Raw genomic sequence first — 19,807 nt, 5'->3', positions numbered from 1 at the left:
GCTGCTTTATTGTGCAATAATCGAGGTGTCGAGACATGAGTGCAAATCGAAATGAAACACCGAATTGGCTTAAACAGCGAGCTTTTTTGACTCCGGACCGATTGGCCATTCGTTATGAGGGGAAAAATTATTCATTTTTGGACTTGCATCAGCTTGTTGAAAAAAGAGCAAGACAGCTGCATCAAATAGATATCAAGCGTGGAGATACAGTCGGGCTTTTAATGAAAAACAGCTTAGAAATGGTCATTAATATTCATGCTTTAATGTATCTCGGTGCGGTCAATGTTCTTTTGAATACTAGACTAACAGCTGAAGAATTATTATGGCAAATAAATGATGCGAATATAAAATGCGTTATCTGTGATGATGAATTATCGGTTCATTTTCCCGGTAAAAAAGTTATGACATTATCAGAGTTGAAGCTTTGTGATGAAAAGGAAGCAGCATTAGATGACAGCTTTATTTTAGATGACGTGGCAACGATTATGTATACGTCTGGAACAACAGGAAAACCGAAAGGAGTTCAGCAAACATTTGGGAATCATTGGTGGAGTGCGATCGGTTCTGTGCTGAATCTTGGACTGAAGGACGGCGATTGCTGGCTTTTGGCAGTTCCTCTTTTTCATATAAGCGGACTGTCAATTTTGATGCGCAGCGTCATTTATGGAATCGGAATTGTTCTCCATTCTTCATTTTCAGCGAAAGAAGCAAACAGAGCGATCAAAAATGAAGGAGTTACGATTGCTTCCGTCGTTACGGCCATGCTGAATGACATGCTGCAGGAATTAGGAAGTGACACGTATCCGAAATCGTTTCGCTGCATGCTTTTAGGAGGAGGTCCTGCCCCGCGGCCGATTCTTGAACAATGCCGTGAAAAAGAAATTCCCGTTTTTCAAACATATGGGATGACGGAAACGTGTTCGCAAATTGCCACATTAGCCCCTGAATTTTGCTTTTCAAAACTCGGATCTGCGGGAAAACCGTTGTTTCCAGCTCAAATTCGGATCGTAGCAGACGGCAGGACCTGCTCCCCTAATGAAGAAGGAGAAATTGTAGTAAAAGGACCGAATGTTACACCGGGGTATTTACATCGTCCAGACGCAACAAACGAAGCTATACGTGACGGCTGGTTTTATACTGGAGATTTAGGCTATCTGGATGAAGAAGGATTTTTATATGTATTGGACCGCCGATCCGATTTAATTGTTTCGGGAGGAGAAAACATTTATCCGGCGGAGGTTGAAGCAGTTATTTTGTCGCATCCTTCCGTAAAAGATGTAGGAGTGGTAGGAAAAGAAAATAAAAAATGGGGAAAAGTTCCCCATGCTTTTGTCGTCCGAAGCGAAGAGGTGTCTGAAGAAGAATTAAGGCAATTTTGTTTGAAAAAGCTGGCAAAATACAAAGTTCCAAAAGGATTTACATTTGTTGAATCTCTGCCACGAAATGCATCTAAAAAGCTGCTCAGGAGAAAACTAAAAGAATGGCTGTAGTTTTTGGCTATTCATGATCGACAGTTAAAATATCATATTGGCTAATATGCAATAAGTGGTGGATTTCGTTTGGCAAATGTTCGAACGAGCCGTATTCATAGCTCCACAAATTTAAAAAAGAACAAACAGAAGAATGGAACGTCTCTTCTGTTGCATTATTCACTTCATGTTTAAATTGAGCGATCATATTTTCCATATCTTTTGCTCCCCTTTAGCTTTATTTGATAATTGTAGTATTTTGCATTATTTTTCATTTATTCACTCGTTTTTTTATTTATATCTTTTTCAATTTCCGGGACAGGGTCAAATCCTCCCGGGTGAAACGGGTGGCATTTCAAGATTCGTTTTACTGTCAGAAAGCCGCCTTTGACAGCTCCGAAACGCTTCACTGCTTCAAGCCCGTATTCAGAGCATGTTGGGTAAAAGCGGCATGAAGGCGGCTTTAACGGGGAGATAAAGATTTGATAAAAACGGATAAGGGCGATCATGACAGATTTCACAGCAAGCACCTCTTTTTTCTGGAATCTTGACAACATTTTAACATAAATGTATGTTATAAAATTTTGTGTTAAAATGGAAACTAAGAAAATGTAAGGAGTGATGGGAATGCCTTCAGTGGAGAGTTTTGAACTGGATCATACAAAAGTGCAAGCACCGTATGTCAGACATTGCGGAGTACATAAAGTCGGCACGGATGGAGTAGTTAACAAATTTGATATCCGCTTCTGCCAGCCGAATAAGCAGGCAATGAAACCGGATGCTATTCACACATTGGAGCATCTTCTGGCATTTACAATTCGCAAATATGCGGAAAAATATGATCACTTTGATATCATTGATATTTCTCCAATGGGGTGTCAAACAGGCTTTTATTTAGTCGTTAGCGGGGAACCGACCGTAAAAGAAATCATTGATTTATTGGAAGAGACAATGAAAGATGCTGTAGAGCAGACAGAAGTGCCTGCCGCAAACGAACTGCAATGCGGCCAAGCGAAGCTTCATGATTTAGAAGGCGCCAAAAAGCTCATGGAATATTGGCTAAAGCATAGTAAAGAGGATTTGGAAAAAGTGTTCAGCTAACAGCTACACGCAATGATGCAACTTTTTTTATAGTTTTAAGAGTGCAAAAAAGGGGTACTGTATAACTAAAAGATTAAATAAAAAGGAGATGGGATTATGTCTAAACAAGATTTATTTCAAATCGTAAATAAACAAATTGCGGATTGGACGGTACTTTATGTAAAATTACATAACTTTCATTGGAATGTAAAAGGAGACCAATTTTTCGTTCTACATGAAAAATTTGAAGAGCTGTACAATGAAGCTGCAGGTTATATTGACGAATTAGCGGAAAGACTTTTAGCTTTGGGCGCTAAACCTGTTGCTACGATTAGAGAAAGCCTAGAAATCTCCTCTATTAAAGAAGCAGAAGGCGTTGAAACTGCAGAACAAATGGTGCAGGCAGTTGTTGACGACTTTTCCGCCATCATTCAAGATTTGGACAAAGGAATCAAAGTTGCTGAAGAAGTGAATGACGAAGCAACTGGTGACATGCTTCTCGATATTAAAGTGAATCTTGAAAAACATAACTGGATGTTAAAGTCATTCCTTGGAAAATAATTATATCCTTCCTCTTTTGGCTGCGTTAGGCAGCCTTTTTTTATAAATATTTTTCTTTGATAAGGCAATACTTAAAAAGAGGAGGGGGATATAAATGTCCGAAAATCCAAAAAAAACCTATTATATATCAGTAGCTAGCGGTGAGATTTCCCAAAGCAGAGAAGCATCTCCGTGGGATTTTCAAATTTCTGCCAATGATGAGGAAATTACGGAGTTACGGGAGTATTTCGATCAGATTCATTCTACCAGCTGGCAAAATTTCTTCCGGGCGCATGTTCCGTATATACAGTATCATTATGACAAGGAAAATGATGCGATTGATGCTTTAACAAAAAAAGTATATGAATTCATTTATAAGCATGGCGACGAAGAAGCTAGAAAACATATTGCTTCAATGGGTCTTATGCATAATCAAGAATAAGTTATACAATCCTCTTTTCCATATGTTATGATGAAAACAGATAAATGGGAGTAGAGGGATTGATTATGTTTTATTTTAAAGATTTTTACGGCAATGATGTATACCTGTCTTTCCGTCAACACCCTTTTTCTGTTTACCCGAAGCATGTTTGGGTCATCTGCCGATATGAAAACAAATGGCTTTTAACTTTACATGAAGACCGGGGCTACGAGTTTCCAGGAGGAAAAGTCGAGAACGGCGAAAAGCCGGTTGAAGCTGCTGTCCGGGAAGTGAGGGAAGAAACGGGAGGAATTGTCCAAGATATCGTATATATTGGGCAATATAAGGTTATAGGAAAAGAGAAAACGATTGTGAAAAATATTTATTATGCGGAAATTGAGAGGCTCGAAAAACAGAGCACGTATTTTGAAACGTTAGGTCCAGTCCTGCTTGCGGACTTGCCTGAAAAAATTGAGGACGATCATCGCTTTAGCTTTATTATGAAAGATGATGTTCTAAAACGAAGCTTGGAAAAAATTTATGCCGATTACATAAAATAGCTTTTAAATTCCTGAAAGTCGGTTTAGAAATTGTTTAAGGGGGTGTCTAGTAAGTCGTTTTTACGGCTTATTGACGCCCCCATTAATGTGTTAGAAACGTTGATATATCGGTGTTTATGATTTTTTGTTTTCAATGGCGATTTGACTTTCTTGACAGCCTCTTATTGGCTTTTGATTAATGTTTTTTCAATTAGTTCGACAATTTTGTACATGATCGTTGCAAAGATGGCAATGATAACTAGGCTTAACAGCACAAGGGTAAAATTAAAAACTTGAAACCCGTAAATAATCATATAGCCTAATCCTTTAGCTGAAACGAGAAATTCTCCGACGATCACACCCACCCAAGATAACCCGACATTGACTTTCAAAGTAGAAATAATGGTTGGAAAAGATGACGGCAGGATCGCCTCTCTGAATACGTGCTTTTTGCCTGCCCCAAATGTTTGCAGCACTTTTATATAATTCGGATCCACTTCTTTAAAGGAAGTATAGACTACAATTGTAGTAATAATAACCGAAATGATTGTTCCCATCGCGATAATTGAGGTAAATCCGGGCCCAAGTACGACGATGAAAATCGGCCCAAGAGCTACTTTCGGCATTGCGTTTAAAACCACTAAATACGGATCTAATATTTTAGACAGCCTTGGAAACCACCATAATAGAGCAGCAAGTAATGTCCCGAATAATGTCCCAAAAATAAACCCCAAGACCGTTTCAAAAAGCGTCACGTTCAAATTGGCAAGTAATGTACCGTCCTGCAGTTTTTCAACAAATAAGTGAAAAATTTTTGTCGGCGAACTGAATATGAGCGGGTCTATCCATTTTTGGCTGGATGACACCTCCCATATGAGAAAAAAAGAAATAAAAATTAAGATTTGATAAAAGGTAATCCATTTCTTTTCCTTATTCAATCTTTGCAAATATTGTTTATGGAGGAGATCAATTGTTGTTGTTTGTTTCAAGCTGATCTAACTCCTTCCAGATTAAGTCAAAAAGTGAAGTATACGTTGGATGCTGCCTTGTTTTAAACGGGGATGTATCCCGCAATTCTTTTGGGACAGTAAATATTTTGGCAATTTTGCCAGGCCTTTTGGATAGCAGGACAATCCGATCGCTCATGGCGATTGCTTCCCCAATATCATGCGTGACTAGAATGGCTGTTTTTTTAAAATCCTTTAATGTTTGAAAGACTAAGTCTTCAAGCTTTAATTTCGTTTGATAATCGAGGGCGGAAAAAGGTTCATCCAATAGCAGCATTTTCGGATCTGTAGAAAGAGTGCGGACTAAAGCGGCTCTTTGTCTCATTCCGCCTGATAATTGATTCGGATATAGCTTTTCTACATTTTCGAGACCCATTTGGTGCAGAAGCTGAAATGTCCGCTTTTTCTCATTTTCATTCAGTTTGTTCAATAATTTTAATCCAATTAAAATATTTTCCTCTATCGTTTTCCATGGAAATAAATAATCTTGTTGCAGCATATAACCGACAGACGGTGTTGCGGAAGATATTTGCTTTCCGTTCAAAATAACTTGCCCTTCTGTCGGTTTCATGATACCGGCAATGATGGAAAGCAGCGTTGTTTTGCCGCAGCCGCTAGGACCTAGAAAGGATATAAATTCCCCTTCCTCTACTTCCAAATGGATGTCCTCCAAAGCAGTCGTTGCCGATTTTTTTGTAAAATAAGTATGGCTGACATGATCGATCGTTAAAAATGACAATCTCCTCCCCCCTTGTCGATAAATTTACTCCTTTTGAAACAACATTATTTTGCCACTTCGTTTGCTATGGACGTGTTGACTAATAGTTCATAATCAATTTTCTCCGGCAGTTCTCCTGCTTCTTCCATAATTTTTTGCAAATTGTTCCATTCGTCCTCATCTAACAGCGGGGTTTTTGCATAGGATCCTTGGCTTTTATAACGGTCAATGGAAGATATTAAAATATCGATCGGCGTATCTTTAAATTGCGGCGCTATCGTTTCGGCAATTGTTTCGGCGTCATGTTCTTCCACCCATTTTTGCGCTTTGTAGAGCGCTTTTGTGAATTTTTTCACCGTTTTATCATTTTTCTTAATATAGCTTTCTTTTGCCATAAATGTTGTATAAGGAACTTTGCCCGATTCCTTGCCGAAGGATGCGATAATGTGACCTTTTCCTTCTTTTTCAAAAATACTTGCGGTTGGCTCAAACAGTTGAACATATTCGCCTGTACCGGAAGCAAAAGCATTTGCAATATTCGCAAAGTCGATGTTTTGGATAAGGTTTAAATCTTGATGCGGATCGATGTTATGCTTTTTCAGCACAAATTCCCCTACCATTTGCGGCATGCCGCCTTTACGCTGTCCTAAAAAAGTGCTTCCTTTTAAATCTTCCCATTGAAAATCATCCAACTTGGCTCTGGAGACAAGGAAAGTGCCGTCCGTTTCGGTCAGCTGGGCGAAGTTAATGACTGGGTCATTTGCTTCTTGGGCATATACGTAAATGGACGTTTCCGAACCGACAAGACCGATATCAGCGCCGTTTGATAAAATGGCGGTCATTGTTTTATCTCCGCCCCAAGTAGTTTTTAATTCTACGTCCAGTCCTTCTTCTTTGAAAAATTCTTTTTCAATGGCCACGTACAATGGTGCGTAAAAAACAGAATGAGTGACTTCCGCCAGCCGAATTTTTTCCACTCCTCCGCCGCAGGCTGAAAGAGGTATGATGAAAAGGATCACCAATACGATGGAAGCAAGCCTTTTTTTCATGTGAAATCCTCCCTAATGATGTTCATATTAAAGGAAAAATGTTTAAATATATTTATCTAGGATAAAGTATGAAAAAAAAATATAATGTGTGATTGCCTACCTAAATGGAGGTTGAAAAGATGCTGAGAAACGGAGAAATAGTTGACAAACAAATTTTCCCATCACCGAACCCTTCGATTAAGCTTTCCATCGTGACATATATTTCTGAAGGACTAAAAGTGAAAGGTCTGTTAGCAGAGCCTGTTCAAGAAGGTGTTTATGATGGCTTTTTATATTTGCGCGGAGGGATTAAAAATGTTGGTATGGTTCGGGCAGGAAGAATTATACAATTTGCATCAAAAGGCTTTATCGTGATGGCTCCCTTTTATCGAGGAAATTTAGGAGGAGAAGGGAATGAAGATTTTGCGGGGAATGATCGTTTTGATGCGGTCAATGCATTCTATTTGTTGATGAAACATCCGCAAGTGAATCCGGATCGCATTCACGTTTTTGGCTTTTCAAGGGGAGGAGTCATGGCCTTGCTTACTGGGATTATATGCTCAAATGTTCGATCTGTTGTAAGCTGGGGCGGGGTGTCTGATATGTTTTTAACTTATGAGGAGAGAAAGGACTTAAGAAGGATGATGAAAAGAGTTATTGGAGGGACACCGAAGAAATATCCTGACCGCTATAAATGGCGGACACCGTTGTATTACCTTGAAAAAATGCAAGCACCCGTTTTAATCATTCATGGGGGAAAAGATGAAAACGTGTCAATTGAACATGCATATCGATTGGAAAGAAGGCTGAAAGAATTGGGAAAGCAAGTGGAAAGCTGGTATTTCCAACATTTTAGTCATCATTTTCCGCCTCGGCATAACCGGATGGTTTTAGAACGAATGATAAAATGGATGAAAAATTGACCATTATATTTTTCATATGATACATACTAAAAAATGATCGATCAAATGAAAGGGGATTGGAGAAATGGGCATGCCGCTTGAATTAAATACGATGATTATTACAAAAGGGAAGGAAAAGCGGATAGAGGAAAACGTATTTCAGCTTGTCAAAGATGGCTATCGCCTTTATCCTATGAATATTCCTTTGGAAGTTCGAAAAACGTTGATAAGCGATCCTACAGGAACAGCTGAAATTATTAAATTGGAATGGGCTGATAACAAAACCGTGCTTACTTATAATCTCACTTCATTGTACTCAACCAATTAACCGTCATCATATTTCCGTTCATTTGTTGAACGGATTGTGGAAGGAGGAATTTGCTTAATTTTATCGAGTACGGCTTCCATTTGTCTTATCATAAAAAATCGCGTAACCCCTTTTTCATAAAAGTTCGTTGAAAAAGGGGTTTTCGTCTAAAAATCTGTATATAACGGTTTGTTTGCCAACCCAATATAAAAAAAGGCTATCGGACAAAAAGCCGATAGCCGAAAGTAAGTAATTTTTTTATATGATTGGACCGCCAAGTTCTTCAATTTCCTTCGGAACGTTCGAGAATTTTTTGAAGTTCTCTTTGAATGCTTTTGCTAATTCATACGCTTTTTGTTCATAAGCGTTTTTATCACTCCATGTTTTAATAGGCTGTAAAACTTCATCAGGCACTCCTGGAACATGAGCAGGAATCGCCAGCCCGAAAATAGGGTCTTTTACAGTTTCCACCTCATCGAGTTCGCCTTCCAATGCTGCCTGAACCATGGCTCTTGTATAAGCAAGTTTAATTCGTTTTCCTACTCCGTATTCTCCGCCGGTCCACCCTGTATTGACTAAAAATACTTTCACATCATGTTCTTCGATTTTTCTTCCGAGCATTTCAGAGTATCTTGTAGCTGGAAGCGGAAGAAATGGTGCGCCAAAGCATGTGGAGAACGTTGTTTTAGGGGAAGTAATACCCCTTTCCGTTCCAGCAAGCTTGCTCGTATAACCGCTTAAGAAATGATACATAGCCTGTTCTTTCGTTAATTTGCTTATTGGCGGTAGAACACCGAACGCATCAGCTGTTAAAAAAATAATAGTGTTAGGGTGACCCGCAATGCTCGGTTTAGCAATATTGTCAATCGCTTCAATTGGATAAGCCGCACGGGTGTTTTCTGTTAATAAGGAGTTGTCATAATCAGGAATTCGTGTCGATTCATCAACCACAACGTTTTCCAAAACGGAACCGAATCGAATCGCGTTATAAATTTGAGGTTCTTTTTCTTCAGACAAACCGATGCATTTTGCATAACAGCCGCCTTCAATATTAAAAATACCAGATGAAGACCAGCCGTGTTCATCATCACCAATTAATCGGCGTTTTGGATCGGCGGAAAGTGTTGTTTTGCCTGTTCCCGATAAACCGAAAAAGAGCGCGACATCGCCTTCTTGACCGACATTGGCGGAGCAGTGCATTGAAAATATATCTCTTTCTGGAAGCAGGAAGTTCATGACGGAAAAGATAGACTTTTTCATCTCGCCTGCATATTCAGTTCCGCCGATCAGGATTATTCTCTTTTCAAAAGAAATAATGATAAATGCTTCTGAGTTCGTTCCATCCACAGCTGGATCTGCTTTAAAGGAAGGAGCGGAAACAATCGTAAACGGATTTTTATGCTCCTTTAAATCGTCTTGGCTTTTCGGACGGATAAACAGTTGGCGAGCAAATAAATTTTGCCACGCCAATTCATTGACCACTTGAATTGGAAGACGATATTTTTTGTCAGCTCCGGCAAATCCGTTAAAAACATAAATTTCATCTCTATTTTTTAAATATTGTATGACTTTTAAGTACAGTTTTTCAAAAACTTCTGATGAAATTGGCTTGTTGACGGGTCCCCAATCAATTAAATGCTTGACAGAATCTTCTTCAACGATGAATTTATCTTCTGGTGACCGGCCGGTATATTTGCCTGTTGTAACCGAAACTGCACCTGTATTTGTTAAAAAACCTTCTTTCCTAGCTAAAACTTTTTCTACAAGTCGTGCGACTGGTAAATTATGATATGCATTTGGTCCGCTGATCAACGAAGCTAATTCATTTGATACATCTACAATATTCATATACATACCATCCTTTTTTTGCATATTTGAAATGGTTTTATAGAAATAGTATAACACATTCGCAAAAATAATCCATCCTATTTATCGATTTCTGAAAATAATGTTTTTACTATATATTTTGCCTTCATTTTTGGGCATCATACGAATCATGATTGATCAGCTGATACTGAAATAATGGATATCAGATGATTTGGAAAATTACAGAGAAGCTTTATTTATTGTTGACAAGTACTTTTTTGCTCCTGTATGATATACATTTGAACGGATACTCTTATCCCGAGTTGGCGGAGGGACAGGCCCTATGAAGCCCAGCAACCGGCTCGTTGAAAGAAGACAGTAGAATATGGCTTTCAAAATCCCGGTATTCTATGGACATACAACATGATGCGAAAGAATTCCATATTCATAGACGAGCAATGGTGCTAACCTGATGCAAGGTTATATCCTTGAACGATAAGAGTGAAAGGCAATGATGTTTATAACAACCTTTCCTCTGGCAGGGAAGGTTTTTTCTATGTATAAGAGAAATCTCGTTTAGCCAAGTTTTTCTTATCGTACGAAATTTTGATATGTTTACAACAGTGGTGAGGGAATGAGTTCCGTGTCAATGTCAAGGAGTGTAGCACTCCATAAACATCATTTTAAGTTTGAGGAGGAAGCAGTAAATGACAAAAAAGCGCCGTCTGTTTACATCTGAATCCGTAACGGAAGGGCATCCGGACAAAATTTGCGACCAAATTTCAGATGCGATTTTAGATGCCATTTTAGAAAAAGATCCGAACGCACGTGTAGCTTGCGAAACATCTGTCACCACCGGACTTGTATTAGTCAGTGGAGAAATTACGACAAGCACGTATGTGGATATACCAAAAATTGTGCGAGAAACGGTCAAAGAGATCGGCTATACGAGAGCTAAATACGGTTTTGATGCTGAAACTTGTGCTGTTTTAACATCAATTGATGAGCAATCACCCGATATTGCTGCAGGGGTGGATAAAGCTTTAGAAGCGCGAGAAGGACAAATGACTGATGAAGAAATTGAAGCGATTGGCGCTGGAGATCAAGGGTTAATGTTCGGTTTTGCATGCAATGAAACGAAGGAATTAATGCCTCTCCCGATTTCCATTGCCCATAAGCTTTCACGCCGGCTTACAGAAGTTAGAAAAAGCGAAGAAATTCCTTATTTGCGTCCGGACGGAAAGACGCAAGTTACGGTAGAATATGATGAAAATGAACAGCCGGTTAGAATTGACACAATTGTCATATCGACTCAACACCATCCGGAGGCAACTTTAGAACAAATTAAGCAGGATATTAAAGAAAAAGTAATTGATCCGGTTGTGCCAAAAGAACTGATCGATGAAGAAACAAAATATTTCATCAACCCTACCGGACGTTTCGTTATTGGCGGACCACAAGGAGATGCAGGATTAACGGGACGAAAAATCATTGTCGATACTTACGGAGGCTATGCGCGCCATGGCGGAGGAGCTTTCTCAGGAAAAGATCCGACGAAGGTAGACCGATCTGCAGCTTATGCGGCTCGTTATGTAGCGAAAAATATTGTCGCAGCCGGACTTGCAGACAAATGCGAGGTTCAGCTGGCCTATGCAATTGGTGTAGCGAAACCTGTCTCTATTTCTGTTGATACGTTCGGTACTGGCAAAGTAAGCGAAGATGTTTTAGTTGAATTAATTCGCAATAACTTTGATTTGCGCCCAGCTGGCATTATAAAAATGCTTGACTTGCGCCGCCCGATTTACAAACAGACAGCTGCTTACGGTCATTTCGGACGCAACGATCTAGATTTGCCATGGGAACGCACAGATAAAGCGGAAGCTTTGCGCGAACAAGCTCATCAATATTTGTAAAATAAAAAAGGTGTCCAATGCGATGCATGCATTAGACACCTTTTTGCTTTTACGGTCCGAATGCGACAAAACAGATGGTGCCTGCTGAAGCTCCTAGAACTATTCCCGCCAGCACATCTGAAGGGTAGTGTAGGCCAAGAAAAATTCTTGATAGTGCCACACTGAATGCGAGAGGAAGCAAAATCCATGTTAAGGCTGGAAAAAAGAGCAAAAATGGTGTAGCCACTGAAAATACAGCTGTCGTATGTCCAGAAGGAAATGAATGGTCAGTTAACGGATTTTCTAACACTTTTGTTTCAAATAATGTAAGATAAGGCCGTCTGCGTGGATAAATTCTTTTCACAATGAAAACCGGAATATGACTGAAAAAAAGAGCAGCTGAACTTGCCAAGGCAACAGTTTTTACAGGTTCATTAAAAAATAACATCAGCATTAAACATGTTGCAATTGAAAAAACAGCCCCTCCTAAATGAGTAACATACCGAAAATAAACATTCAGTCCTTTTCGTTCAAAATGCGAATTAATCAGTTTGAACAACTTGCACTCAAATTGGTAAAGCTGATTCAGCAGTCTGCCCATGTTAAAGTTCCTCTTTTCAAAAAGCAAAAATTCTTATAAAAAATTTTCTCTCATATTTATGTAAACTTCAACAAATCTAATAAAAATTTTACAAAATTTTAAAAATACATGAAGCTGCCCGGTAAAGAATGACATTTGAAAGAGAAAGTTTTAAAATGTTTTTATAAGCAATTTATATGTTGTTCATACGAGCAATATTTTTATAATATTGAGCTTTTTCGATATACTCGCGACGGATGCGTTCCATATCTTGAAGATCTTCTTCTGTTAATTCTCTAATCACTTTGGCGGGTCTTCCGAATGCTAAAGTTTTCTCAGGTATCTTTTTGCCTGGCGGGACAAGACTGCCTGCACCGATAAAAGCGCCTTTTCCGATTTCTGCTCCATCCAGAATAATCGAACCCATTCCAATTAGAGCTCCTTTCCGCACAATCGCACTATGGAGCAGAACTTGATGGCCGACGGTTACATCATCTTCAATAATTAACGGTTTATTTGGGCTCTGGTGCAGACAGCATTGGTCTTGAATATTGACCCGATTTCCAATAATAGTTGGGGCGACGTCACCGCGAATAACCGTCTGAAACCAAATGCTTGATTCATCTCCTATTTGAACATCGCCGGTGATTGTGACAAAATCAGCTATATAAGCCGAATCGCTAATTATAGGTTTTTTGTCTTTATATGGATAAATAACCATGGGAACCATCCTTTTCTTTTTTTCATATTATAACAAATTTTCCGTCATGTTCGGAAAGGAGTTAATTATGTGGAAATGGGTAAGTTCTACTCCTAAAGCTGCGATTGTCATCATTCATGGAGCTGGAGAACATCATGGACGTTACAAATGGCTGATAAAAAAGTGGCAAACAAACGGGTACCATGTTGTCATGGGGGATTTGCCAGGACAAGGAAATTCATCCTCCAGACGGGGACATGTCCAATCGTTTGATGAATATATTGATGAAGTTGACCGTTGGATCAGGGAGGCTCAATCTTTCCAATTGCCGCTTTTTTTGCTGGGGCATAGCATGGGCGGTTTAATAGCCATACGTACGCTGCAGAGAAATAAAATTCCGTTAAACGGGGTCATTTTATCTTCGCCATGTTTAGGAATTTTGCAAAAACCGAGTAAAGCGCTCGATCTTTTGGCAAAAGGATTAAATATTTTCGCGCCTAGGGTACGCTTTGATTCCGGTTTGACAGTTGAGATGGCAACGAGAAATAAGGAAATTCAAGACATAAACAGAAACGACTCCCTTTACGTAAGAAAAGTTTCTGTGCGCTGGTACAGAGAGCTTCTTCATGCCATTGAACTAGTATTTCAGCAGCTTCCGCAGTTTCCAGATGTCCCTCTTTTCGTCATGCAGGGAGGAGAAGACAAAATTGTTGATAAATCAGCAGTTCAAAAATGGTATAGTCAGTTGAATCTCACGGAAAAGAGCTATAAAGAATGGGAAGGACTATATCACGAAATTTTTAATGAACCGGAAAGAGAACTTGTTTTTCAAGATGCGTTGAGATTTACAGAAAGCCATTTAACATAAACACTGGAATTTTACAATGAAGAGGTGAGTTGATCTTTGAGTATACCTGAACACCCTATCAGCCTTATGTCAAGAGTTTATAGGGAAATTCTTCCGACCGTCCATTATTACTTAGATGGGTGGAAAAAAAAGGCTGAGGAAATACCGAATCCTGAATTGAGAAAGCAGGCGCTTGCAAGCATAAATACGAAGGCATTTCATTGCGAAGGAGGAAGCATTTTAGCGCTTTTGTCGAACTCTCATATAGAGGAATGCATAGAGTTTATCGTTGCTTATCAAACGATTAGCGATTACTTGGATAATTTATGCGACAGAAGCACTTCTTTTGATCCGGAAGATTTCCGCATGCTGCACCAATCAATGAAGGATGCGCTGTCGATTCATGCAGAATTAAAAAATTACTACCAATTTCGTGAGGACCAAGATGACGGCGGATATTTAAAAGAGCTTGTCATGACATGCCAAAGAATGCTGAGCCAATTGGAGAACTATCCGGTTATAGCTGGCTATTTGATGGAGCTTTGCGAATATTATTGTGAACTGCAAGTACATAAGCATGTAATAGAAGAGGAAAGAGTGCCAAGGCTAGTACAGTGGTTCGAACAATATAAATCTTCCCTCCCGGATATGCGGTGGTATGAATTTTCTGCCTGCGCTGGATCGACATTGGGCATTTTTTGTTTAGTCGCCTATGCATTTCAGCCCAGCTTTAACGAAGCGATTGCCAAAAAAATTAAAGATGGTTACTTTCCATATGTGCAAGGGCTTCACATTTTATTGGATTACTTTATTGATCAAGAGGAGGATCAATTGGAGGGCGATTTAAATTTTTGCAGTTTTTATGAAAGCACATCAGAAATGATGGAACGATTAGCTCATTTTGTACATGAAGCGGACAAAAATTTAAAAGGTATTCCGAACGAAAATTTTCATAAATTAATTAACCGCGGATTGCTCGGCATTTATTTATCTGATGACAAAGTATTAGTACATAAAGATTTAGGAAAGCTGGCTAAAAAATTAATAAAAAAAGGAGGAACAACCTCCGTTTTCTTTTATGTGAATGCTAGGGCATATCGAACGTTCCGAAAATGGAATTTGATTAAATCTTCTTGATGGATAAAGCTAGCCGGGATATTATTCCCGGCTATTTTGCTTTTTCGATTGCTACAATAAACGGAGGGGAATTTTTTTGGTTTAAAAAACGATATTCAAGTACATGAGCAGTATGTTGATCGATTTGTTCGGCAAATTTAAGAAGCTCATCTCTCTCACGTTTTCCTTCCGGATGGCCGTGATAAACGACCAGCACGATCATTCCACCGGGTCTTAATATGGATAAAAGCTGCTTTACTGCTTCAATAGTTGATTCTGGTTTTGTCACAATGTTTTTTTGGCCACCGGGCAAATAACCGAGATTAAACATCGCACCGGCGATATGATTGTGATGTTTTTTCGGAATCGTATTGAAAATGTCATCATGACTGGAATGAAACAAAGTAACACGGTCGATTAAACCGGATTCCTTCAACCGTTTTTCTGTCTCTTCAAGCGCTTGTTTTTGAATATCATATCCAAACACATGACCTTGTTCGCCAACGAGTTGTGCTAAAAAGACGGTATCATGTCCGTTCCCGACTGTTGCATCAATAACGATATCGCCGTTTTGGACAGCGGAAGCCATCAATTTTTTTGCAAATGGAAGAATGCGAATGAGGTTCATTTTGACATCACTCGATCTTTTGTATAATACTTCCCTTGGTAGCTGTTTCGTTTTTCGAGTTCGGCATCAATGGCATTCAGCACTTCCCATTTGTTAACGCTCCACATCGGCCCTATCATTAAATCGATCGGACCGTCGCCTGTAATGCGATGAACGATCATTTCGGGAGGCAGTACCTCTAGCTGATCGCAAACTAATTGTACATATTCATCAAAGGATAAAAAGCGCACCATCCCTTTTTCATATTGCTTAACCATCGGTGTACCTTTTAACAAATGGAGCAGATGAATTTTAATTCCTTGAACATCCAGCTTAGCAACTTCTTTTGCAGTTTCCATCATCATATCGTACGTTTCAAGCGGAAGACCGTTTATGATGTGTGTGCAAACTCGGATTCCGTGCTTTCTGAGCTTGTTAACTCCTTCCACATAACATTCATAATCGTGCGCACGGTTAATTAAATCAGCGGTCCGCTGGTGAACGGTTTGCAATCCTAATTCAACCCAAAGATATGTCCTCTCATTTAATTCCGCCAAATAATCAACAACATCGTCAGGCAAACAGTCAGGCCTTGTAGCAATGGACAAACCGACAACTCCTTCGAGACCTAATACCGTTTCATATTTCTCACGAAGAACTTCCACGGGTGCATGAGTGTTTGTAAATGCCTGAAAGTAAGCAATATACTTTCCGTTTTTCCATTTCTCATGCATTTTGCTTTTAATGTCGTGAAATTGCGTAACAAGATCATCAGCTCTGTTTCCGGCAAAATCGCCCGACCCTGCGGCACTGCAAAACGTACACCCGCCATGTGCTACCGTACCGTCGCGGTTTGGACAGTCAAATCCTCCGTCTAAAGCAACTTTAAACACTTTATCTCCAAATGTATTTCGTAAATGGTAATTCCATGTATGATACCGTTTGTTGTCATTCGTATACGGAAATGGATTGTGGTTCGCCAATTCCTACTCCTCCTGTTTCGATATACTATCAAGACATTTTACCATGATTGCCAAACCAATCTCAAATAAGAATTTACCAGCTTTTTTCATGATGGAGCTTGCAGAAATAGCGAAAAATACAGTTGATGAAGAAAATTCTTCATCAAGGAGGGGATTTGTTTGGCTACTAGACAATCCGTGGAAGAGTGCATTCAACATTGCCAGCAAGCATTGGAATATGCAAATGAGCAATATATTGAAGGGCTGAAACAGGAGCATTACAATGATGAAGAATATACAAATGCACAGCAAAAGCTTCAAGATGCACTTGCAGAAGTGGAAAAACTCAGTTTAAGCGCAAATGACCAGCAGCGGGAGCAGCTTCACCGCATGCGCCTTCAACTGCAGCACCTTCAAAATGAGATGATTTTGCTCGATCATTAAAATTCCAGGGCAAAGCCTGATTGTAGGCTTGCCCTTTAATTGCAATTATGATTTTTCATTTATTCTTTAGCCGATTTGATCTTATATATAAATTTGCATAGGGAAAGAATGGTTTTTGGAATAAAAACGAAAATATAGAATAAAAATATCTTTCAACAGATTGCGCAATTACCGATATAAAAGCTCGGCTCAATGCGAATGAACGATTACATTTTAAAACAAAATCGGGATCAGTTTGTTGAACATCAGTCAAACTTCTAGCAAAAGCTGCTATACGACTATGTACATCATAATTTTTCCCTAAGATCAAGAGCCCCCGAACGAGTGAAATCATTCAGTGTTTTTTATATGCGGAATCAGAAAATGTTGATTGCATCTTTTCTGTATTATGTGTACTATATAATGTAGTACACATAATACAAAAGAGTCCTTTTTGTAAGAAAGAAGGGTATTTGATGTTTGAAATTGACCCGAGAAGTGCCACTCCGATATATGAGCAGATCATAAAAAAAATGAAAGAACTATGTATCAAAGGTGTGTTAAAGCCTGGCGATAAACTGCCCTCTGTAAGAGAGATGTCTTCCATGATTATCGCTAATCCTAACACGGTTTCAAAGGCTTATAAAGAGCTGGAAAGAGAAGGCTTGATTGAAACGCTGAGAGGACGGGGGACATTTGTATCGAAAATGGTGCAGAAAAAGCTGGATGAAGAGAAAATTGAAATAATTAAAGAGGAGCTGCGGCAAATTATGATCGACGCATTTTATGCAGGAATCAGCTTTGAACAAATATACCAATGGATGAAAGACATGAATAACGAATTTGCCAATGCTTTTCATAAATAAAGTTTAGCAAAGAAAAAGTATTTGAATCTCTGCAGCGTGAGTTTCAGCTTGTTTGGCTAAAACGGTTCAGAAAAGATAAAGGAAAAACTTTGTTCGGAGGGCATATCTTATTCTTCTCGGTGTTATTCATGCAGCTTTGGCTGCCCATTAGCTAGCTAAAAAATCCCGGAAAAACGGCATAAATTCAATTAAACCAATGCGTATCGGTAAGATTCTTGTATGAACCATGCGAGTAAACGGGCAGAATTATTTTTTGTTGGAACCATTAAAAAATCCCAATCCATATATTTGTCATTTTAGCTATTGCAACCAACAAAAAAAACGAAAATTTCCAGTGAAATGTAAATGTAATAAAATAATAAAGGATTCTTAATTTTTTTCTCCTAAAATTATAAAAGGAAATATACATTTAAAGTGAAACTATTTTGATTTTAGTTCGTTCTAATTGTTGAGCTGCTTTAAGTTGAGGTGAATAAAATGTTAAAAGACCCAAAGATATTAATATTAACGGCAAATTATGGAAACGGTCATATCCAAGTTGCTAAAACATTGGAGCAGTCTTTGCATAAGATGGGAATCAACAACGTAAAAGTTTCTGATTTAATTAGCGAGTCTCATCCAATTATGGCGGAAATTACAAGATATTTATATTTGAAAAGTTTTTCCATCGGTAAGCAATTTTATCGGTTATTTTATTATAGTGTGGACAAAATGTCTAACAAACGCATTATGAATTTGTATTTGAAGCTTGGACACCGCAAGTTGAATCAGCTAGTAAGGGAGATAAATCCTGACATCATCATTAATACATTTCCTATTTCAGTTGTTCCTGAATATCGCACGCGGACAGGCGTGTTCATCCCGACATTTAATGTGCTGACCGATTTTTGTCTTCACCGAGTATGGGTTCATAAAAACATTGATAAATATTATGTTTCGTGCGACGATGTGAAGGAAAAACTGACAATGCTCAACATCCATCCAGCGCTTGTCAAAGTAACCGGAATTCCTATTCGGCCGCAGTTTGAAGAAAAAATGGAAACGATCGATTTATATAAAAAATACAATTTGGATCCGAACAAGAAAACTTTGTTAATTGCTACAGGCGCACATGGAGTTTTAAAAAATGTAAAAGATTTGTGTGAATCATTTTTTACACGAGATGACATGCAAATAGTCGTTGTATGCGGAAATAACCAATCGCTGAAAGATGAGCTTGAACCGCTTCAGTATATTCACCCGGATCGAATAAAAGTTTTTGGCTATGTCGAAAGAATCGATGAGCTCTTTCGCATTTGTTCCTGCATGATAACAAAGCCTGGAGGGATTACTCTCAGCGAGGCGGCCGCATTAAAAGTTCCGCTTATTCTCTATAAACCTGTTCCGGGGCAGGAAAGGGAGAATGCCGATTTGTTTGCAGCAAAAGGGGCGGCGGTTGTCATCAATAAGCTTGAAAAAGTTCAAGAGACGGTCAATGATTTATTTAACCACCCTGAAAAAATGGAAAAAATGAAAATGAGCATTGCTGAATTATATAGACCAAACGCTGCTGACACGATCTTGCAGGACATTTTAAATGAAGCAGAAATGCTGCTTGATTCAAGCTTGAAAGGGTCTGTCAATTATTAATTATTAGACTGAAATCCAAATTTTTCGACATTGACTTGCATGAACTCATAAAATTCATTAAAATAACAATATGATAAGTGGATGAAAAAGCAAGAACGGTGAAAAGGATCAGTAGTGGATAAAGGCGTCTAGAGAGTTGACGGAAGGTGAAAGTCAATCGTTGTTTATTCACGAACTCCCCTTTGAGTTGCGGGTGTGAAATGTATTCCGGTACAGACTAATGCCCGACGTGTTTCCACGTTACGGAACAGAGTGAGTGCATTTGCGCTAATTTGGGTGGTACCGCGGGAAATTGTCTCTCGTCCCTTCGTCGTGGGGATGGGAGTTTTTTTATTATTTGACGCTTATACATATATATAGCAAAGGAG

Annotated in this window: 23 protein-coding genes, 1 riboswitch and 1 other annotated feature; of the genes, 13 read left to right on the top strand and 10 right to left on the bottom strand. The window is 38.9% G+C overall.

Annotated features, from left to right (window positions below; all coding sequences use genetic code 11):
• Window positions 1-35: 35 nt before the first annotated feature.
• A complete protein-coding gene (locus NSQ61_RS10830; RefSeq protein WP_130158535.1) occupies window positions 36-1,490 on the top strand; it encodes an o-succinylbenzoate--CoA ligase in 1,455 nt (484 codons plus the stop codon).
• Between the two features lie 7 nt (window positions 1,491-1,497).
• Here NSQ61_RS10830 and NSQ61_RS10825 read toward each other — a convergent pair whose 3' ends face one another.
• Together NSQ61_RS10825 and yidD are read right to left on the bottom strand one after the other, a co-directional pair.
• Complete coding sequence (locus tag NSQ61_RS10825; protein ID WP_063386563.1) at window positions 1,498-1,686, bottom strand: hypothetical protein; 189 nt, start codon at window positions 1,684-1,686, stop codon at window positions 1,498-1,500.
• 58 nt (window positions 1,687-1,744) lie between these two features.
• Window positions 1,745-1,978 carry a membrane protein insertion efficiency factor YidD gene (yidD, locus tag NSQ61_RS10820; RefSeq protein ID WP_375338802.1) on the bottom strand — a complete coding sequence of 78 codons (234 nt, stop codon included), beginning with the start codon at window positions 1,976-1,978 and terminating at the stop codon, window positions 1,745-1,747.
• Between the two features lie 118 nt (window positions 1,979-2,096).
• On the opposite strand from yidD, the gene NSQ61_RS10815 reads away from it, so the two are divergent.
• The 4 genes from NSQ61_RS10815 (at window position 2,097) to ytkD (ending at window position 4,070) form a co-directional block, all read left to right on the top strand.
• The gene (locus tag NSQ61_RS10815; protein ID WP_063386565.1) at window positions 2,097-2,570 is read left to right on the top strand and encodes an S-ribosylhomocysteine lyase; all 474 of its coding nucleotides are present in this window, start codon (window positions 2,097-2,099) and stop codon (window positions 2,568-2,570) included.
• Between the two features lie 96 nt (window positions 2,571-2,666).
• Complete coding sequence (locus NSQ61_RS10810; RefSeq protein ID WP_063386566.1) at window positions 2,667-3,110, top strand: Dps family protein; 444 nt, start codon at window positions 2,667-2,669, stop codon at window positions 3,108-3,110.
• A 94-nt stretch (window positions 3,111-3,204) separates the two neighbouring features.
• Window positions 3,205-3,531, top strand: a complete 327-nt coding sequence (locus tag NSQ61_RS10805) for a hypothetical protein (protein ID WP_063386567.1) — start codon at window positions 3,205-3,207, stop codon at window positions 3,529-3,531.
• Window positions 3,532-3,596: 65 nt separating this feature from the next.
• Window positions 3,597-4,070: an RNA deprotection pyrophosphohydrolase gene (ytkD, locus tag NSQ61_RS10800; RefSeq protein WP_063386568.1), complete on the top strand. Its 474-nt coding sequence runs from the start codon at window positions 3,597-3,599 to the stop codon at window positions 4,068-4,070.
• Between the two features lie 161 nt (window positions 4,071-4,231).
• On the opposite strand, the gene NSQ61_RS10795 is transcribed toward ytkD, so the two are convergent.
• From NSQ61_RS10795 to NSQ61_RS10785, 3 genes are read right to left on the bottom strand one after another with little or no spacing between them, the layout of a single operon-like run.
• Window positions 4,232-5,038: an ABC transporter permease gene (locus NSQ61_RS10795; RefSeq protein ID WP_240326839.1), complete on the bottom strand. Its 807-nt coding sequence runs from the start codon at window positions 5,036-5,038 to the stop codon at window positions 4,232-4,234.
• Window positions 5,016-5,795 (bottom strand): ABC transporter ATP-binding protein, encoded by a 780-nt coding sequence (locus NSQ61_RS10790; protein ID WP_066249444.1) that lies wholly within the window; start codon window positions 5,793-5,795, stop codon window positions 5,016-5,018. The genes NSQ61_RS10795 and NSQ61_RS10790 overlap by 23 nt, the downstream gene beginning before the upstream one ends.
• Before the next feature lie 44 nt (window positions 5,796-5,839).
• Window positions 5,840-6,823, bottom strand: coding sequence for an ABC transporter substrate-binding protein (locus NSQ61_RS10785; protein ID WP_063386571.1), 984 nt, complete (start codon window positions 6,821-6,823; stop codon window positions 5,840-5,842).
• Between the two features lie 119 nt (window positions 6,824-6,942).
• On the opposite strand from NSQ61_RS10785, the gene NSQ61_RS10780 reads away from it, so the two are divergent.
• A complete protein-coding gene (locus tag NSQ61_RS10780) occupies window positions 6,943-7,725 on the top strand; it encodes an alpha/beta hydrolase family protein (protein WP_063386572.1) in 783 nt (260 codons plus the stop codon).
• 64 nt (window positions 7,726-7,789) lie between these two features.
• Window positions 7,790-8,032 carry a DUF2584 domain-containing protein gene (locus NSQ61_RS10775; RefSeq protein ID WP_063386573.1) on the top strand — a complete coding sequence of 81 codons (243 nt, stop codon included), beginning with the start codon at window positions 7,790-7,792 and terminating at the stop codon, window positions 8,030-8,032.
• Between the two features lie 237 nt (window positions 8,033-8,269).
• Here NSQ61_RS10775 and pckA read toward each other — a convergent pair whose 3' ends face one another.
• Window positions 8,270-9,859, bottom strand: coding sequence for a phosphoenolpyruvate carboxykinase (ATP) (gene pckA / locus NSQ61_RS10770; protein WP_063386648.1), 1,590 nt, complete (start codon window positions 9,857-9,859; stop codon window positions 8,270-8,272).
• A 268-nt stretch (window positions 9,860-10,127) separates the two neighbouring features.
• A riboswitch (SAM riboswitch) is annotated at window positions 10,128-10,319 on the top strand.
• A gap of 205 nt (window positions 10,320-10,524) precedes the next feature.
• Between pckA and metK the strand changes: the two genes are divergently transcribed.
• Window positions 10,525-11,730 (top strand): methionine adenosyltransferase, encoded by a 1,206-nt coding sequence (gene metK / locus NSQ61_RS10765; protein WP_063386575.1) that lies wholly within the window; start codon window positions 10,525-10,527, stop codon window positions 11,728-11,730.
• A 49-nt stretch (window positions 11,731-11,779) separates the two neighbouring features.
• On the opposite strand, the gene NSQ61_RS10760 is transcribed toward metK, so the two are convergent.
• Together NSQ61_RS10760 and NSQ61_RS10755 are read right to left on the bottom strand one after the other, a co-directional pair.
• The gene (locus NSQ61_RS10760) at window positions 11,780-12,310 is read right to left on the bottom strand and encodes a phosphatase PAP2 family protein (RefSeq protein ID WP_063386576.1); all 531 of its coding nucleotides are present in this window, start codon (window positions 12,308-12,310) and stop codon (window positions 11,780-11,782) included.
• Between the two features lie 172 nt (window positions 12,311-12,482).
• Window positions 12,483-13,010, bottom strand: a complete 528-nt coding sequence (locus NSQ61_RS10755) for a gamma carbonic anhydrase (protein ID WP_063386577.1) — start codon at window positions 13,008-13,010, stop codon at window positions 12,483-12,485.
• Between the two features lie 67 nt (window positions 13,011-13,077).
• On the opposite strand from NSQ61_RS10755, the gene NSQ61_RS10750 reads away from it, so the two are divergent.
• A complete protein-coding gene (locus NSQ61_RS10750; RefSeq protein ID WP_063386649.1) occupies window positions 13,078-13,857 on the top strand; it encodes an alpha/beta hydrolase in 780 nt (259 codons plus the stop codon).
• 36 nt (window positions 13,858-13,893) lie between these two features.
• Window positions 13,894-14,973 carry a tetraprenyl-beta-curcumene synthase family protein gene (locus NSQ61_RS10745; RefSeq protein ID WP_063386578.1) on the top strand — a complete coding sequence of 360 codons (1,080 nt, stop codon included), beginning with the start codon at window positions 13,894-13,896 and terminating at the stop codon, window positions 14,971-14,973.
• 31 nt (window positions 14,974-15,004) lie between these two features.
• Here the strand turns inward: NSQ61_RS10745 and NSQ61_RS10740 are convergent, their stop codons facing one another.
• Both NSQ61_RS10740 and NSQ61_RS10735 read right to left on the bottom strand, forming a co-directional pair.
• Entirely contained in the window at window positions 15,005-15,580 is a 576-nt protein-coding gene (locus NSQ61_RS10740) for a class I SAM-dependent methyltransferase (RefSeq protein WP_063386579.1), read from the bottom strand.
• Window positions 15,577-16,542, bottom strand: coding sequence for a TIGR01212 family radical SAM protein (locus NSQ61_RS10735; RefSeq protein ID WP_066249458.1), 966 nt, complete (start codon window positions 16,540-16,542; stop codon window positions 15,577-15,579). Before NSQ61_RS10735 ends, NSQ61_RS10740 begins: the two co-directional genes overlap by 4 nt.
• A 159-nt stretch (window positions 16,543-16,701) precedes the next feature.
• Here NSQ61_RS10735 and NSQ61_RS10730 point away from each other — a divergent pair, with 159 nt between their 5' ends.
• The 3 genes from NSQ61_RS10730 to NSQ61_RS10720 all read left to right on the top strand — a co-directional run bounded on the left by NSQ61_RS10730 (window position 16,702) and on the right by NSQ61_RS10720 (window position 19,439).
• Window positions 16,702-16,965, top strand: a complete 264-nt coding sequence (locus NSQ61_RS10730; protein ID WP_063386581.1) for a YtzC family protein — start codon at window positions 16,702-16,704, stop codon at window positions 16,963-16,965.
• 455 nt (window positions 16,966-17,420) lie between these two features.
• Window positions 17,421-17,810: a GntR family transcriptional regulator gene (locus NSQ61_RS10725; protein WP_311067003.1), complete on the top strand. Its 390-nt coding sequence runs from the start codon at window positions 17,421-17,423 to the stop codon at window positions 17,808-17,810.
• A 477-nt stretch (window positions 17,811-18,287) separates the two neighbouring features.
• Entirely contained in the window at window positions 18,288-19,439 is a 1,152-nt protein-coding gene (locus tag NSQ61_RS10720; protein ID WP_063386583.1) for a diglucosyl diacylglycerol synthase, read from the top strand.
• A gap of 89 nt (window positions 19,440-19,528) precedes the next feature.
• Window positions 19,529-19,749 (top strand) — a binding site (T-box leader).
• Window positions 19,750-19,807 lie beyond the last annotated feature (58 nt).

The sequence above is a fragment of the Aeribacillus sp. FSL K6-1121 genome (genome assembly GCF_038003725.1).
Classification (GTDB): domain Bacteria; phylum Bacillota; class Bacilli; order Bacillales; family Aeribacillaceae; genus Aeribacillus; species Aeribacillus composti.
Note: the sequence above shows the minus strand (reverse complement) of the source record. Positions and strands in the feature narration are given on the sequence as shown.